General features: G+C 62.5%; 13 protein-coding genes. 7 read left to right on the forward strand and 6 right to left on the reverse strand.

What is annotated here, in order from left to right:
• Nucleotides 1-88: 88 nt before the first annotated feature.
• Nucleotides 89-463 carry a fe2+ zn2+ uptake regulation protein gene (locus E8E68_RS05645; RefSeq protein WP_280340148.1) on the reverse strand — a complete coding sequence of 125 codons (375 nt, stop codon included), beginning with the start codon at nt 461-463 and terminating at the stop codon, nt 89-91.
• 198 nt (nt 464-661) lie between these two features.
• Here E8E68_RS05645 and E8E68_RS05650 point away from each other — a divergent pair, with 198 nt between their 5' ends.
• Nucleotides 662-2,971, forward strand: coding sequence for an acylase (locus tag E8E68_RS05650; RefSeq protein WP_280340149.1), 2,310 nt, complete (start codon nt 662-664; stop codon nt 2,969-2,971).
• Between the two features lie 121 nt (nt 2,972-3,092).
• Here the strand turns inward: E8E68_RS05650 and E8E68_RS05655 are convergent, their stop codons facing one another.
• Together E8E68_RS05655 and E8E68_RS05660 are read right to left on the reverse strand one after the other, a co-directional pair.
• Nucleotides 3,093-3,815 carry a UDP-2,3-diacylglucosamine diphosphatase gene (locus E8E68_RS05655; protein ID WP_012052537.1) on the reverse strand — a complete coding sequence of 241 codons (723 nt, stop codon included), beginning with the start codon at nt 3,813-3,815 and terminating at the stop codon, nt 3,093-3,095.
• Nucleotides 3,812-4,312: a peptidylprolyl isomerase gene (locus E8E68_RS05660; RefSeq protein ID WP_110744294.1), complete on the reverse strand. Its 501-nt coding sequence runs from the start codon at nt 4,310-4,312 to the stop codon at nt 3,812-3,814. The genes E8E68_RS05655 and E8E68_RS05660 overlap by 4 nt, the downstream gene beginning before the upstream one ends.
• Before the next feature lie 247 nt (nt 4,313-4,559).
• On the opposite strand from E8E68_RS05660, the gene E8E68_RS05665 reads away from it, so the two are divergent.
• Nucleotides 4,560-6,263, forward strand: a complete 1,704-nt coding sequence (locus tag E8E68_RS05665) for a glutamine--tRNA ligase/YqeY domain fusion protein (RefSeq protein ID WP_266033462.1) — start codon at nt 4,560-4,562, stop codon at nt 6,261-6,263.
• A 9-nt stretch (nt 6,264-6,272) separates the two neighbouring features.
• A complete protein-coding gene (gene cysS / locus E8E68_RS05670) occupies nt 6,273-7,655 on the forward strand; it encodes a cysteine--tRNA ligase (RefSeq protein WP_110744292.1) in 1,383 nt (460 codons plus the stop codon).
• Between the two features lie 31 nt (nt 7,656-7,686).
• Here cysS and E8E68_RS05675 read toward each other — a convergent pair whose 3' ends face one another.
• The 3 genes from E8E68_RS05675 to csiR all read right to left on the reverse strand — a co-directional run bounded on the left by E8E68_RS05675 (nt 7,687) and on the right by csiR (nt 10,514).
• Nucleotides 7,687-9,078, reverse strand: coding sequence for a HAMP domain-containing sensor histidine kinase (locus E8E68_RS05675; RefSeq protein WP_280340155.1), 1,392 nt, complete (start codon nt 9,076-9,078; stop codon nt 7,687-7,689).
• A complete protein-coding gene (locus tag E8E68_RS05680; RefSeq protein WP_110744290.1) occupies nt 9,056-9,736 on the reverse strand; it encodes a response regulator transcription factor in 681 nt (226 codons plus the stop codon). Before E8E68_RS05680 ends, E8E68_RS05675 begins: the two co-directional genes overlap by 23 nt.
• 94 nt (nt 9,737-9,830) lie before the next feature.
• The gene (gene csiR / locus E8E68_RS05685; protein WP_266033465.1) at nt 9,831-10,514 is read right to left on the reverse strand and encodes a DNA-binding transcriptional regulator CsiR; all 684 of its coding nucleotides are present in this window, start codon (nt 10,512-10,514) and stop codon (nt 9,831-9,833) included.
• A 195-nt stretch (nt 10,515-10,709) separates the two neighbouring features.
• On the opposite strand from csiR, the gene glaH reads away from it, so the two are divergent.
• The 4 genes from glaH to hemB all read left to right on the forward strand — a co-directional run bounded on the left by glaH (nt 10,710) and on the right by hemB (nt 15,178).
• Entirely contained in the window at nt 10,710-11,687 is a 978-nt protein-coding gene (glaH, locus tag E8E68_RS05690; RefSeq protein WP_266033466.1) for a glutarate dioxygenase GlaH, read from the forward strand.
• A gap of 114 nt (nt 11,688-11,801) precedes the next feature.
• Nucleotides 11,802-13,046, forward strand: coding sequence for an L-2-hydroxyglutarate oxidase (gene lhgO, locus E8E68_RS05695; RefSeq protein WP_110744287.1), 1,245 nt, complete (start codon nt 11,802-11,804; stop codon nt 13,044-13,046).
• A gap of 121 nt (nt 13,047-13,167) precedes the next feature.
• Complete coding sequence (locus E8E68_RS05700) at nt 13,168-14,061, forward strand: PA4780 family RIO1-like protein kinase (RefSeq protein ID WP_110744286.1); 894 nt, start codon at nt 13,168-13,170, stop codon at nt 14,059-14,061.
• 142 nt (nt 14,062-14,203) lie between these two features.
• Nucleotides 14,204-15,178, forward strand: a complete 975-nt coding sequence (gene hemB / locus E8E68_RS05705) for a porphobilinogen synthase (protein WP_264363165.1) — start codon at nt 14,204-14,206, stop codon at nt 15,176-15,178.
• Nucleotides 15,179-15,257 lie beyond the last annotated feature (79 nt).

Consider the following 15,257-nt stretch of genomic DNA (forward strand, 5'->3'; position numbering starts at 1 on the left):
TCCGGCGATTCGCCAGCACGCCATTGGACCCATTTCAAGTCTGGGTGAAAAATCAGACCAGTATGAGAACCTAGGGCAGGCCATGCGCTCAGCGCGTGGGTGCCTGTTCCAGGACGGCACGCGCCTGCGGATCCAGGCTGTAACACTTGTCGCTGCCCAGCTGGATGACGCCTTCGGCGCATAGCCGCTTGAGTACTTCGCGAACGCTGAGAAACGACAGCGGAATATCCAGCTGTTCCAATTGTGCATGCACGCCCCGCACGCCAATACTGCGGCCATTGCGATCGGCTGCGTGCAAGGCGTCGATCACCTTGAGGCGAATCAGGCTGGTACGCAGGCCGAAGGTGCGCAGCAGCTCACGTATCTGCTCGTTGCCGATGCGTTCGTCAGCGAAAGCGTCCTGTCCCTTGGGCGCTTTGCCTGGGACGCGCCCGGCCTGGATCGAGGGTTGCGGGTTGTACATGTGAATGCTCCTTTTCGTGGACGAACCCGAAATATGGGTGCCTCACTTAATAGGACGAATGAGAACGCAAAAACTGCAACCCACTCGGAAAAAAAATGCCTGTTTGTCATCAAGACGTTCCATCGCCCGGTAAACCGTAAAATTTTCATCTGGCCATTCGTCTGATCGGGATGACCCCCCTGAACCTGAGGAGTGCCCGTGTTCCCACTTTCCCGTCCGATGAGTTGCGCCGGCCTGGCTGCCGCCCTGGTGGCCCTTGGCGTTGGCACGCAGGCGCACGCCGCCGCCGATGCCAGTGCGCAGATTCGCCGCACCAGTTACGGCGTGCCGCATATCGTGGCCAAGGATGAACGTGGCCTGGGCTACGGCGTCGGCTATGCCTACGCGCAAGACAACCTGTGCTTGTTGGCCAATGAAGTGCTGACCGTGAGCGGTGAGCGCTCACGCCATTTCGGTGCCAAGGGCAAAACGCTTGAGCAGCGCGACAACCTCGCCAGCGACCTGTTCTTCACCTGGCTCAACAGCCCGGCGGCGGTCGATGCGTTTTTGCAGGCGCAGCCGGCGCCGGTACAGGCATTGCTGGCCGGTTATGCCAGTGGCTACAACCGGGCGCTGGCGGAGCGCCGCAGCCAGGGCCTGCCCGCCGAGTGCGGCAACGGCGAGTGGGTGCGGCCCATCACCAGCAAAGACCTGGTCAAGCTGACCCGTCGTTTGCTGGCGGAGGGTGGCGCCGGGCAATTCGTCGAGGCACTGGTAGGGGCGCACCCGCCCGGGCAGAACCGCGAGCGCACGGCGGCTGGCTTTGCAGCTGCGCTGGCCCGGCAGGAGCGGTTTGCCTCGGAGCGGGGCAGCAATGCCGTGGCCGTGGGGGCGCAGCGCTCGGCCAATGGCCGCGGCCTGTTGCTGGCCAACCCGCACTTCCCGTGGATGGGCGGCATGCGCTTCTACCAGATGCAGCTGACCATTCCTGGCCATCTCGATGTGATGGGCGCAGCGTTGCCGGGCCTGCCGATGATCAATATCGGTTTCAACCAGCACCTGGCCTGGACCCACACCGTCGACACCTCGAAGCATTTCACCCTCTACCGCCTACAACTCGACCCTAAGGACCCGACCCGTTACCTGCTCGATGGCAAGTCGCTGCCGCTGGCCCGGCAAACCCTCAGCGTCACGGTCAAGGCGGAGGATGGCAGCCTGGGCCAGGTCGAGCGGCAGGTCTACAGCTCGCAGTTCGGCCCGGTGGTGCAATGGCCAGGGCGCCTGGACTGGGATGCGCAGGCGGCCTACAGCGTGCGTGACGCCAACCTTGAGAATACGCGGGTGCTGCAGCAGTGGTACCAGATCAACCGTGCCGATAGCCTGGCGACATTGAAGGGGTCGGTCGAACAGTTGCAGGGCATCCCTTGGGTCAACACGCTGGCCGTTGACCAGGCTGGCCGCGCGCTGTACCTGAACCAGTCGGTGGTGCCGTATGTTGATCAGCAGTTGCTGGAAACCTGCAGCAACCCGCAGGTGCAAGGGCGTCTGGTGGTGCTGGATGGTTCGCGCAGCGCCTGTCAGTGGAAAGTCGATGCCCAGGCGGCGCAACCGGGCATCTTCCCGGCGCGGCTGCTGCCAAGCCTTGAGCGTGATGACTTCGTGCAGAACTCCAACGACCCAGCCTGGATGGCCAACCCGGCACAGCCGCTGACCGGCTACTCGCCGCTGGTCAGCCGCAATGACCAGCCGCTGGGCATGCGTGGTCGATTTGCCCTGCAGCGTCTGCAGGGCTCGGCCCGGCTGGGTGCCGATGACCTGCAGCGGATGGTGACCGATGATGAGGTCTACCTGGCCAGCCTGGTGCTGCCAGATCTGTTGCAATGGTGCAAAAGCGCCGGGGCCGATGTGCAGGCTGTGTGCAGCAGCCTGGCCGCCTGGAACGGCAAGGCCGACCTCGACAGCGGCATTGGCCTGGTGCATTTCCAGAATCTGTTCGATGCCTTGGCCGAGCACCCGGAAAGCTGGCGAGTGGCATTCAACCCGGCTGACCCTCAGCATACGCCGCGCGGCCTGGCTGTCGAGCAGGCGGCCGTGAGCAAGCTGGTACATCAGGCAGCACTGGCGTCGCTCAAGCAGGTCAGTGAAAGTGGCGTGGCCGGGGAGGCGCGCTGGGGGCAGGTGCAACAGGCCCTTGATGGCACGCCGGTTCCGGGCGGCCCGCAGGCGCTAGGGGTGTACAACGCGATCTACAGCGTGCCGCACGGGCAGGGCAAGCGGCTGGTGGTCAGTGGTACCAGCTACCTGCAACTGGTCAGCTTCACCGACAAGGGGCCGGAAGCGCGTGGGTTGCTGGCGTTCTCGCAGTCGAGCGAAGCGGCTTCTGCGCATGCCAGTGACCAGACCAAGGCCTTTGCAGCCAAGCAGCTGGCGGTGATTCCGTTTACAGAGGCGCAGATCAAGGCAGACCCGGCGTATCGGGAAGTGGTGATCAGTGAGCGGGACAAAGGGGCGGTAGTCAGCCAGCCCTGAGGCGTCAGCCTGCGCCAGCCCATTCGCGGGTAAACCCGCCCTCACAGGAATCGCCCCGCCTGCAGCGTTGATGCAGAGCCTGTGGGAGCGGGTTTACCCGCGAAGGAGGCGACCCGCCGGGTCACGAAAACTCGAACGGCGCCAACTGAAAGCCCTGCTCGTCAACCTGTAAGGCCCAACCGCGGCGGTCCCAGTCGCCCAGTACGATGCGCCGTGCCGGCTGCCCATCGACCACCAGCTTGTGAATCGCTGGCCGGTGGGTATGGCCGTGCACCAAGGTGCGCACGCCATGCGCCGCCATCACCTTGGGTACTTCTTCTGGCGTGACGTCGACGATTTCGGTGGACTTCATCCGCACTTGCGTGCGGCTTTCGCTGCGCAGCTTGCGTGCCAGCTTGTAGCGGGCCGACAGCGGCAGGTGGCGGAGGATCCACAAGCTCAGCGGGTTGCGCAGCAGGCGGCGCATCTTCATATAGCCCAGATCGCGGGTGCACAGGGTGTCGCCATGCATCAGCAGCACCTGCTCACCACCCAGCTCGATCACGCTGGGGTCGCTCAACAATGTGCAGCCAGCGGCATCGCAGAACGCCTGGCCTATCAGGAAGTCACGGTTGCCATGCATCAGGTAGATGGCCGTGCCACTGTCGCTCAGCCGGCGCATGGCCTGGCAGATCGACTGCTGGAAGGGCGTCATGGCGTCGTCGCCAATCCACGCTTCGAAGAAATCGCCAAGGATGTACAGCGCCTTGGCGTGGCGGGCACGGCCGTCTAGCAGATCAAGAAACGCCCGGGAAATGTCCGGGCGCTCTTCTTGCAAATGCAGATCGGAGATCAGCAGTATCACTCAATGATCTCGGCTTTCTCGATGACCACGTCGTCCTTCGGTACGTCCTGGTGGCCAGCCTTGGAACCGGTAGCCACTTTTTCGATGGCGTCGACCACTTCACGGCCTTCGATCACTTCACCAAACACTGCGTAGCCCCAGCCTTGGACGTTCTTGCCGCTGTGGTTGAGGAAGTCGTTGTCGGAGGCGTTGATGAAGAACTGTGCCGAAGCAGAGTGCGGCTCCATGGTGCGGGCCATGGCGATGCTGTACTTGGTGTTCTTCAGGCCGTTGTCAGCTTCGTTCTGGATGCTGGCGCGGGTTTTCTTCTGGTTCATGCCTGGCTCGAAGCCGCCGCCCTGGATCATGAAGCCCTTGATTACACGGTGGAACACCGTGTTGTCGAAGTGGCCGTCTTTGACGTATTGAACGAAGTTCTCAACAGTTTGCGGAGCTTTTTCGGCGTTCAGTTGCAGGACGATAGCGCCGTGGTTGGTGCTCAGTTTGACTTTGGACATGCTGAAACTCGCTCTTTCAAGGCAATCAGAAATTAGGGTGCGCAGGACGCGGGTTACCACCTGACGCAGGATCAGGCGATCACGACACATGGCGCGCACCGGCCATTTTGCCAGGCGGCGGCAAAAAGCGTGATAAATCACGGCAGTTTGTCCGGGCCCGACTGTCAGCAGCTTGACTGCTTCGGCTATGATAGGCCCTTTGATTCAATCGGCCTACCCAGGCCGGACACGTGCATTCAAGGATCCTATGAGCAAGCCCACTGCCGACAACGCGCCCAACGCCGCTGCCAAAGGCGCCCCCGCTGTCCCTGCGAACTTCCTGCGGCCGATCATCCAGGCCGACCTGGACTCGGGCAAGCACAGCAGTATCGTCACCCGTTTCCCGCCGGAGCCCAATGGTTATCTGCACATCGGCCACGCCAAGTCGATCTGCGTCAACTTCGGCCTGGCCAAGGAATTCGGCGGCGTCTGCCACCTGCGCTTCGACGACACCAACCCGGCCAAGGAAGACCAGGAGTACATCGACGCCATCCAGAGCGATGTGAAGTGGCTGGGCTTCGACTGGGCCGGCGACGTGCGCTATGCCTCCGACTATTTCGACCAGTTGCACGACTGGGCGGTCGAGCTGATCAAGCGCGGCAAGGCCTACGTCTGCGACCTCACCCCTGAGCAGGCCAAGGAATACCGTGGCAACCTCAAGGAACCGGGCAAGAACAGCCCTTTCCGCGAGCGCAGCGTGGAAGAAAACCTCGACCTGTTCGCACGCATGAAGGCTGGCGAATTCCAGGACGGCGAGCGTGTGCTGCGGGCCAAGATCGACATGGCTTCGCCGAACATGAACCTGCGCGACCCGATCCTGTATCGCATCCGCCATGCCCACCACCACCAGACCGGTGACAAGTGGTGCATCTACCCCAACTACGACTTTACCCACGGCCAGTCGGATGCCATCGAGGGTATTACCCACTCGATCTGCACCCTGGAATTTGAAGGGCATCGTCCGCTGTACGACTGGTTCCTCGACAACCTGCCGGTGCCGGCCCACCCGCGCCAGTATGAGTTCAGCCGCCTGAACCTGAACTACACCATCACCTCCAAGCGCAAGCTCAAGCAGCTGGTAGACGAAAAGCACGTCGACGCCTGGGACGACCCGCGCATGTCGACCCTGTCCGGCTTCCGTCGCCGCGGCTACACCCCCGCGTCTATCCGCAACTTCTGCGAAATGATCGGCACCAACCGTTCCGACGGCGTGGTGGACATGTCGATGCTCGAGTTCAGCATCCGTGACGACCTGGACCGCACTGCACCGCGCGCCATGTGCGTGCTGCGCCCGCTCAAGGTGGTCATTACCAACTACCCGGAAGGGCAGGTCGAGCAGTTGGAGTTGCCGCGTCACCCTAAAGAAGACATGGGCGTGCGCGTGCTGCCGTTCTCCCGCGAGCTGTACATCGACCGCGACGATTTCATGGAAGAGCCGCCGAAGGGCTACAAGCGCCTGGAACCGGCCGGTGAAGTGCGTCTGCGTGGCAGCTATGTGATCCGCGCCGATGAGGCGATCAAGGACGCTGACGGCACTATCGTCGAGCTGCGCTGCTCGTACGACCCGGACACCCTCGGCAAGAACCCGGAAGGCCGCAAGGTCAAAGGCGTGATCCACTGGGTTCCGGCTGAAGGCAGCGTCGAGTGCGAAGTGCGCCTGTACGACCGGCTGTTCCGCTCGCCGAACCCGGAAAAGACCGAGGAGGGCGGTAGCTTCCTCGACAACATCAACCCGGGTTCGCTGCAAGTGCTCACGGGTTGCCGCGCCGAGCCGTCGCTGGCCCAGGCGCAGCCCGAAGATCGCTTCCAGTTCGAGCGCGAAGGTTACTTCTGCGCCGACCTGAAAGACAGCCAGCCGGGCCGCCCGGTGTTCAACCGCACTGTCACCCTGCGTGACTCCTGGGGCAGCTGAGGAACCGCCGTGCTTACCATCTACAACACGCTGAGCAAAACCAAGGAAGCCTTCAAGCCGCTGGATGGCAACAAGGTGCGCATGTACGTGTGCGGCATGACCGTGTACGACTACTGCCACCTTGGTCATGGCCGCAGCATGGTGGCGTTCGACCTGGTCACCCGCTGGCTGCGCAAGAGCGGCTACGCGTTGACCTATGTGCGCAACATCACCGACATCGATGACAAAATCATCAATCGGGCCAACGAGAACGGCGAAACCTTCGACGCCCTCACTGCCCGCATGATCGACGCGATGCACGAAGACGAGCGCCGTCTGAACATCCTGCCGCCGGACCAGGAGCCGCGTGCTACCGACCATATCGCCGGTATGCACGCGATGATCCAGACCCTGATCGACAAAGGTTATGCCTACGCTCCGGGCAATGGCGACGTGTACTACCGTGTCGGCAAGTTTGTCGGCTATGGCAAGCTGTCGCGCAAGAAGATCGAAGACCTGCGTATCGGTGCCCGCATCGAGGTCGACGAAGCCAAGCAGGACCCGTTGGACTTCGTGCTATGGAAAGGCGTCAAGCCGGGTGAGCCAAGCTGGGAATCGCCATGGGGCCCGGGTCGCCCGGGCTGGCACATCGAGTGCTCGGTGATGTCCACCTGCTGCCTGGGTGACAGCTTCGACATACACGGTGGCGGCAGCGACCTGGAATTCCCGCACCACGAGAACGAGATTGCCCAGAGCGAGGCGGCCACCGGCAAGCAGTACGCCAACGCCTGGATGCATTGCGGCATGATCCGTATCAATGGCGAGAAGATGTCCAAGTCGTTGAACAACTTCTTCACCATCCGCGACGTGCTCGAGAAGTATCACCCGGAAGTGGTGCGTTACCTGCTGGTCGCCAGCCATTACCGCAGTGCTATCAACTACTCGGAAGACAGCCTGCGCGATGCCAAGGGTGCTCTGGAGCGCTTCTACCACGCCCTGCGCGGCTTGCCACGGGTGGCGGCCAAGGGTGGCGAGGCGTTTGTCGAGCGTTTCAGCGTGGCGATGAACGACGACTTCGGCACCCCCGAAGCCTGCGCCGTGCTGTTTGATCTGGTGCGGGAGATCAACCGCCTGCGCGACAGCGACGTGGAGGCTGCTGCCGGCCTGGCCGGTCGTCTGCGTGAGCTGGGTGACGTGCTGGGCGTGCTGCAGCTGGAAGCCGATGACTTCCTGCGTGCCGGTGCCGAAGGCAAGGTCGATGCGGCTGAAGTCGAAGGCTTGATCCAGGCGCGTCTGCAGGCGCGTGCGGATAAGAACTGGGCCGAGTCGGACCGCATTCGCGACCAGCTGACTGCCATGGGCGTGGTGCTGGAGGACAGCAAGGGCACGACGACCTGGCGTCTGGCTGACTAAAGCAATTGGGGCCGCAAAGCGGCCCCAATTTTTATTTAGGCAGACCCGCAAATGGGCAGTGCAGTACCAGCCTGGCCCCACCCAACTCGCTCTCGCCAATCTCCAGCCCGAACCCATGCAGGTCAACGATCGCCGCAACGATCGACAGCCCCAGCCCGAACCCGGCATGGCGGTGGCCTTCATCGCTGCGATAGAACCGCTTCAGCACCGCCGTGCGTTCTTCTTCCGGAATACCCGGCCCACTGTCCTCGATGGCCACATGCACGCCGTTGTCGTTTTGGATGGCTGTAACGCGCACCTGCCCGCCCTCGGGCGTGAACTTGATCGCGTTGCCCACCAGGTTGGCCAGCGCCTCGAACAGCAGTTCACGGTCACCGTGCAAGGCCGGCAATTGCCCGGGTTGGTGCAGTTCCAGGTGGATACCGCCATCTTCGGCCAACGGCAGATAGAAGTCGTGCAGTTCGACCAGCAGGTCATGCGGGTCAAGCTGGACGAAGCCGGCCCGTCGTTGGCGGTCCTCCAGCTCGCTGATTCTTAACAGACCACGAAAACGCGCCATCAGGGTGTCGGTCTCACCGATGGCCTGGTCCAGCGCTTCGGCTTGCGCAGAATCGGCTTCGCTTTGCTGGCGAATGCGATACAGCTGGGCGCGCAGGCGGGTCAGCGGCGTGCGCAGGTCGTGGGCGATGTTGTCGCACACCCCTTTAACCTCGTGCATCAGCCGCTCTATGCGGTCGAGCATGGCATTGACAATGGCGGCCAGCATGTCCAGTTCGTCGCGTCTGGCCGACAGCGGCAGCCGATGAGTGAGGTCGCCGGCGACGATCAGTTCGGCCTGTGCCTGGATGGCGCGGATCCGCTTGAGCGGTCGGCGGCGCAGCATGTACCAGCCGGCAAACCCCGGAATCAGCGTCAAGGAGATACCCCAGAGCAGGGCGTCGAGAATGATCCGGGTCACCACGAACAGGGAGCCGTTATCGCGGAACAGCACCAGCCAGCGGCCATCCTGCACCTTGATGGCCACCGCATCGCAGCTGTCGCGCGGCATGCGTGGGTCGTCGGCATCCAGGCAGCGCTTCAGTTCATGAATTTTGCCGTCCAGCCCCAGCTCCGGGGGCAGGGTGCGCACGCTGCCGCCAAGCGGATTGAGCTGGGCGTCAAACAGGCCATAGGCGTCGAAGCTGCGTTCTTCGAAGGCCTGGCTGGCGATCAGGGCATCGTCCAGCTGCTTGCCGCTCATGTGCGCGAACAGGTGCTGGCGCTGCAGCATGGAATGGCGCGTGAGCTTGTTCAGGTAGCTGGACACCTCGAAGTACAGCACCCCCATGAGGATGCTGCTCCAGGCTACGAACAGAAAGCTGTACAGCGCCAGCAAGCGGCTGGTCGAGGAGCTCCAGCCTTTAGACGGGTTCAGCAATGGCATAGCCGGAGCCCCGTACCGTACGGATCAACGGCGACTGGCCGGGGGAGTCGATTTTCTTGCGCAGGCGGCCGATGTGCACGTCGATCAGGTTGGTACCTGGGTCGAAGTGGTAGCCCCAGACTTCCTCGAAGATCATCATCCGTGTGATGACCTGGCCGCTGTGGCGCATCAGGTACTCCAGCAGTTTGTACTCGGTGGGCAGCAGGTTGAGGGTATTGTCACCGCGGCGCGCCTCGTGGCTGATCAGGTCCAGTTGCAAGTCGGCGACCTGCAGGCGGGTCTGGGTCATGGGCACGCTGTTGCGCCGCAGCAGGACCTCGACGCGGGCGGCCATTTCGTCCGAGGCGAACGGTTTGGTCAGGTAGTCGTCACCGCCGGCCCGCAGGCCACGCACCCGCTCGTCGACATCGGAGAGGGCGCTGATCATCAGGATCGGCGTGGCGATCTTGAGGCTGCGCAGGGTGGTGACGATGGTCAGGCCATCGACCTCGGGCAGCATGCGGTCGAGGGTAATCAGGTCGTAACCGCCGGCAATGGCTTTGGCCAGGCCTTCACGGCCATTGTCGGCCCAATCCACCTCCAGGCCGTGGCTGGAGAGTTCGGCGACGATTTCCTGGCCGGTGACGGCGTCGTCTTCGATGGTCAGTACGCGAGGCATGCTGGTTCCCGGGCATCTAAATAGAGATTTGATTGTGCCAAAGAATAGACAACCGGCGATTTAAGAAAAATTCATCTAGCTGCCTTGCCCCGACTCAGCCGCCGGCATGCATGATCTGCGCAATGATCGGCACGGGGGTCATCAGGTGCGAGCGCATCATCGCACTGGCACGCTTGGCATCGCGCGCAAGGATCACTTCGACCAGCGCCGCATGCTCCTGGCGCTTGAGCTCTAGCGCCTGTTCGGAAAACACCGTTTGCGTCAGCCATAGATGGCGGTAGCGCTCGGCCTGGTCGAACAGGTAGGAGCGCGCCTGCAACAGGTGCTTGGAGCCGCAGCCCGAGGCAATCGCGGTATGGAACGCCTTGTGCCGCTCGTCCCAAACATCCAGGCGCTGCTCGCGGGTTTTCACTTCCACTACCTTGGCCAAGGTGTGCGAATGGGCCAGCACCGACGCCTCCCAGGCGTCGTCCCCGCGTTCGATGGCCAGGGCGATGATCATGGCTTCCAGGTTGGCCCGGGCATCGTAGATGTCGTTCATCTCGTCCAGCGACATCGGCGCTACCCGATAACCTTTTTGGCTGATCGCATTGACCAGATGTTCGGCCACCAGTTGCGACAGGGCCTCGCGCAGCGGACCCACGCCGAGGTCATAGCGTTCCTTCAGGGCACTCATCAGCAGCTTTTCGCCGGGCTTGAACACGCCGCGAATGATGTCCTTCTTGAGCCTCTCATACCCGCTGAATGCTGAGTTTTGTCGGGGGGCGAGCGCTTCCAAGATCCTGTTCCTCAAAACGTTTAGCCGATCATACCGAAACCCTCGGCATCCGAAAAACAATGGATAAACCGATTTAATGTCGCTGAAACATAAAAATGTAGACATTATTCATTCGTGGCGATATTTTTGTTTTGCCCGCACTGCTCCAGGTCACTACTGGACAGTGCTACCCAGATTTCTACCCAGGACACTGCCATGAACGCCTTTACGCAGATCGACGAACTTGTGATGCCGCTGCCGCTCGAGCCGCGTGGTTACACCATCGCCCCCTCGGCGCAGTCACCGCGCCTGCTGGAGCTGACCTTTGCCCGTGAGACCGTCGAGGCGTTCGTCCAGGCGGTTGCCCAGTGGCCGGTTCAGGCGCTGGAGTACAAGTCGTTCCTGCGTTTTCGCGTAGGCGAAATTCTGGATGAGCTGTGCCAGGGCACCCTGCGCCCGGTGCTGCTCAACACCATCCTGGACCGCGCGAGCGGTGGCATGCTTATTACCCCGGTGGGCCTGGACGACGTGAGTCAGGCCGAAGACATGGTCAAGTTCACCACGGCCTGCGCGCACCTGATCGGTCGCTCCAACTACGACGCCATGAGTGGCCAGTTCTATGCGCGTTTCGTGGTGGTCAACAGCGATAACTCCGACAGCTACCTGCGCCAGCCGCATCGGGTCATGGAACTGCACAACGATGGCACCTTCGTCAACCAGATCACCGACTACGTGCTGATGCTGAAGATCGACGAAAAGAACATGGAAGGCGGCAACTCTCTGCTGCTGCACCTGGATGACTGGGAGGAGTGCGAGGCGTTCTTCCGTCATCCGATGGCGCGGCGTGAAATGCGCTGGACCGCACCGCCGAGCAAGAAGGTTGCCGAGGATGTCTTCCACTCGGTCTTCGATACCGATGGCGAAGGCCGGCCGACCATGCGCTACATTGACCAGTTCGTGCAGCCGGAAAACTACGAGGAAGGTATCTGGCTGAACGCGCTGTCCGAGTCGCTGGAGGGCAGCGGGAAGAAGGTTTCTGTGCCGGTCGCTGTCGGCAGCTTCCTGCTGATCAACAACCTGTTCTGGCTGCATGGCCGTGACCGCTTCACCCCGCACGAGGGCCTGCGTCGCGAGCTGATGCGCCAGCGTGGTTACGTCGCCTTCCCCAAACCCTTGTATCAGCGCGGGCAATAATGACAGGACGCGCGGCGGGCGCCCGCCCACGCGTCTTTGCACAAAACGATGCCACCAGGGCCCGCGCGGGCCTTGGTGCGCCTACCAGGCAATGCCTGCGTGTGAGGTAAGGCTGTGTACGATTTCATCATTATTGGCGGTGGCATTGTGGGTATGTCCACCGCCATGCACCTGATCAAGGTTTACCCGGACGCAAAGATTCTCTTGCTGGAGAAGGAGCCCGGCCCGGCTCGCCACCAGACGGGCCACAACAGCGGCGTGATTCACGCCGGCGTGTATTACACCCCCGGCAGCCTCAAGGCCCGCTTCTGCCTGGAAGGCAACAAGGCCACCAAGGCCTTCTGCACCGAGCACGGCATCCGCTTCGATGAGTGCGGCAAGCTGCTGGTGGCCACCAACGATCTCGAAATGCAGCGCATGAAGGCGCTGTGGGAGCGCACCGAGGCCAATGGCCTGGAGCGCTACTGGCTGTCGGCAGACGAACTGCGCGAGCGCGAGCCCAACATCGTCGGCATGGGCGGCATCTTCGTGCCGTCCAGCGGTATCGTCAATTACGCGCAGGTGACCACAGCCATGGCTGCCGAATTTCAGCGTGCCGGTGGCGAGATTCGCTATGGTGCCGAGGTGGTCGGCCTGCAGGAGCAGCCCAGCGAGGTCATTGTGCGCACGCAGCGTGACGAGTTCCACAGCCGTTTCCTGGTCACCTGCTCGGGGCTGATGGCCGACCGTGTGGTGAGCATGCTGGGCCTGCGCACCGAGTTCGTCATCTGCCCGTTCCGTGGCGAGTACTATCTGCTGCCCAAACAGCACAATCAGATCGTCAATCACCTGATCTACCCGATCCCAGACCCGTCGATGCCGTTCCTGGGCGTGCACCTGACCCGCATGATCGATGGCACTGTCACCGTCGGCCCTAACGCCGTGCTGGCGATGAAGCGCGAGGGCTACCGCAAGACCGATGTCAGCCCCAGCGACCTGTTCCAGACCCTGACCACCCCCGGGATCCTCAAGGTACTGGCGAAAAACTTCCGCCCGGGCCTGATAGAGATGAAGAACTCATTGTTCAAGGGCGGCTACCTCAAACAGGTGCAGAAGTACTGCCCGAGCATCAGCAAGGCCGACCTGATGCCATACCCGGCGGGCGTACGTGCCCAGGCGGTATCGCGCGACGGCAAGCTGATCGACGACTTCCTGTTCGTCAACACCGCCCGCAGCGTCAACGTGTGCAACGCGCCTTCACCCGCTGCCACCTCGGCCATTCCGATCGGCGCCTATATCGTCGACAAGGTGTGTGAGCAGGTCAGCCTGCAAGGGGGCCATTTCCCCAAAGCTGATCGTCCCGCCAGGCAGCGGGCATGACACCCCAGCCTGTTCGTCGGCCCTGATAGCGCCATCGCGTGCCAGCGAAGACAGACGAGCAAGTCGCATCAGGCTGTGAGAGGATGTCCACCACCCCAGCCAGGACCCTGAACACAGCCTGATGAAGACACCCAAAAGAATCGAACCCCTGATCGAAGACGGCCTGGTCGATGAAGTACTGCGGCCATTGATGAGTGGCAAGGAAGCGGCCGTGTACGTGGTGCGTTGCGGAAGCCAGGTGCGCTGCGCCAAAGTCTATAAAGAGGCCAACAAGCGCAGTTTCCGCCAGGCCGCCGAGTACCAGGAAGGCCGCAAGGTGCGCAACAGCCGCCAGGCCAGGGCCATGGCCAAGGGCAGCAAGTACGGCCGGAAAGAAGCCGAAGATGCCTGGCAGAACGCCGAAGTGGCGGCATTGTTCCGTCTGGCCGCCGCTGGTGTCCGAGTGCCGAAGCCCTACGACTTCCAGGATGGCGTGCTGCTGATGGAGCTGGTGACAGATGCCGATGGCGATGCCGCCCCGCGCCTGAACGATGTGCACCTCGAAGCCGGGGAGGCCCGGGATTATCATGCATTCGTCATTCGCCAGATCGTGCTGATGCTATGCGCCGGGCTGGTTCACGGCGACCTGTCCGAGTTCAACGTGCTGCTAGGTCCGGACGGGCCGGTGATCATCGATTTGCCGCAGGCGGTTGATGCAGCCGCCAACAACCATGCTTTCAGCATGTTGCAGCGCGACGTGGACAACATGGCCCACTATTTCGGTCGCTTTGCACCGGAGCTGAACGGCACCCGGTATGCGCAGGAAATGTGGGCGTTGTACGAAGCTGGCAAATTGCTCCCTGACACCGCATTGACCGGCGTGTTCGAGGACGACGAGCATGAAGCTGACGTAAGCGGGGTGATGCGCGAGATCGATGCCGCCCGGCTGGATGACGCCCGCCGTCGCGCTGCGCGAGCCGACGCCGAGCACGGCCCGGCCCGGGCTGAGGAACCGACGCCGCCCTGGCTGCAGTAATATCCTGTCTGCGCGGGCACTGCCCGCGGCAGAGCCGTGCAGGCTCATTGCTATTGACGCAAGACACTATCTCGTCATTTGGCCTTTTCACTGGCCCGTGACAGGCATAAGGTATACGCCGTTCAAATTCCCTGGAGCTGTCATGTCCAACCAATTCCCGTCCGTTCGTCCCCGCCGCCTGCGTCAGAACGAGTCCCTGCGCACGATCTTCCAGGAAACCGAGTTCCGCCTTGAAGACCTGATCCTGCCGATCTTCGTCGAAGAAGGCATTGATGATTTCGTGCCTATCACCAGTATGCCCGGGGTCAACCGTATTCCGGAAAAACTGCTGGCCCAGGAAATCGAGCGCTATGCACGCGCCGGTATCAAGTCGGTCATGACCTTTGGCGTGTCCCACAACCTGGACGCCACCGGCAGCGATACCTGGAACGAAAACGGCCTGGTGGCGCGCATGTCGCGCATCTGCAAGGACACCGTGCCGGAAATGGTGGTGATGTCCGATACCTGCTTCTGCGAGTACACCAGCCACGGCCACTGCGGCGTGCTGCATGACCACGGCGTGGACAACGACGCCACCCTGGCCAACCTCGGCAAGCAGGCGGTGATCGCGGCCGCTGCCGGCGCCGACTTCATCGCCCCGTCGGCAGCGATGGACGGCCAGGTGCAGGCGATCCGCAGTGCGTTGGACGGTGCGGGCTTCCACGACACCGCGATCATGGCGTACTCCACCAAGTTCGCCTCCTCGCTGTATGGCCCGTTCCGTGAGGCCGGTGGCACCGCGCTGAAGGGCGACCGCAAGAGCTACCAGATGAACCCGATGAACCGCCGCGAAGCGGTGCGCGAGTCGCTGCTCGACGAGCAGGAAGGGGCGGACGTGCTGATGGTCAAGCCGGCCGGTGCCTACCTGGACGTGATCGCGGACATCCGCGCCGCCTCACGCCTGCCATTGGCGGCGTATCAGGTCAGCGGCGAGTACGCGATGATCAAGTTCGGCGGCCTGGCGGGCGCCATTGATGAAGGCCGAGTGGTGCGTGAAAGCATTGGTGCAATCAAGCGTGCCGGTGCCGACCTGATCCTGACGTACTTCGCCATGGACCTGGCCCGCGAAGGCATCTGATTCAAAGCGCGCCGCTTTAGCGGCGCATCTCATCAAGGCGCCGCTGCCTGCAGGCTCATCGACCTGCTCTGCGGCGCCA

Source organism: Pseudomonas sp. BN607 (assembly GCF_029871175.1).
In the GTDB taxonomy this organism is placed as follows: domain Bacteria; phylum Pseudomonadota; class Gammaproteobacteria; order Pseudomonadales; family Pseudomonadaceae; genus Aquipseudomonas.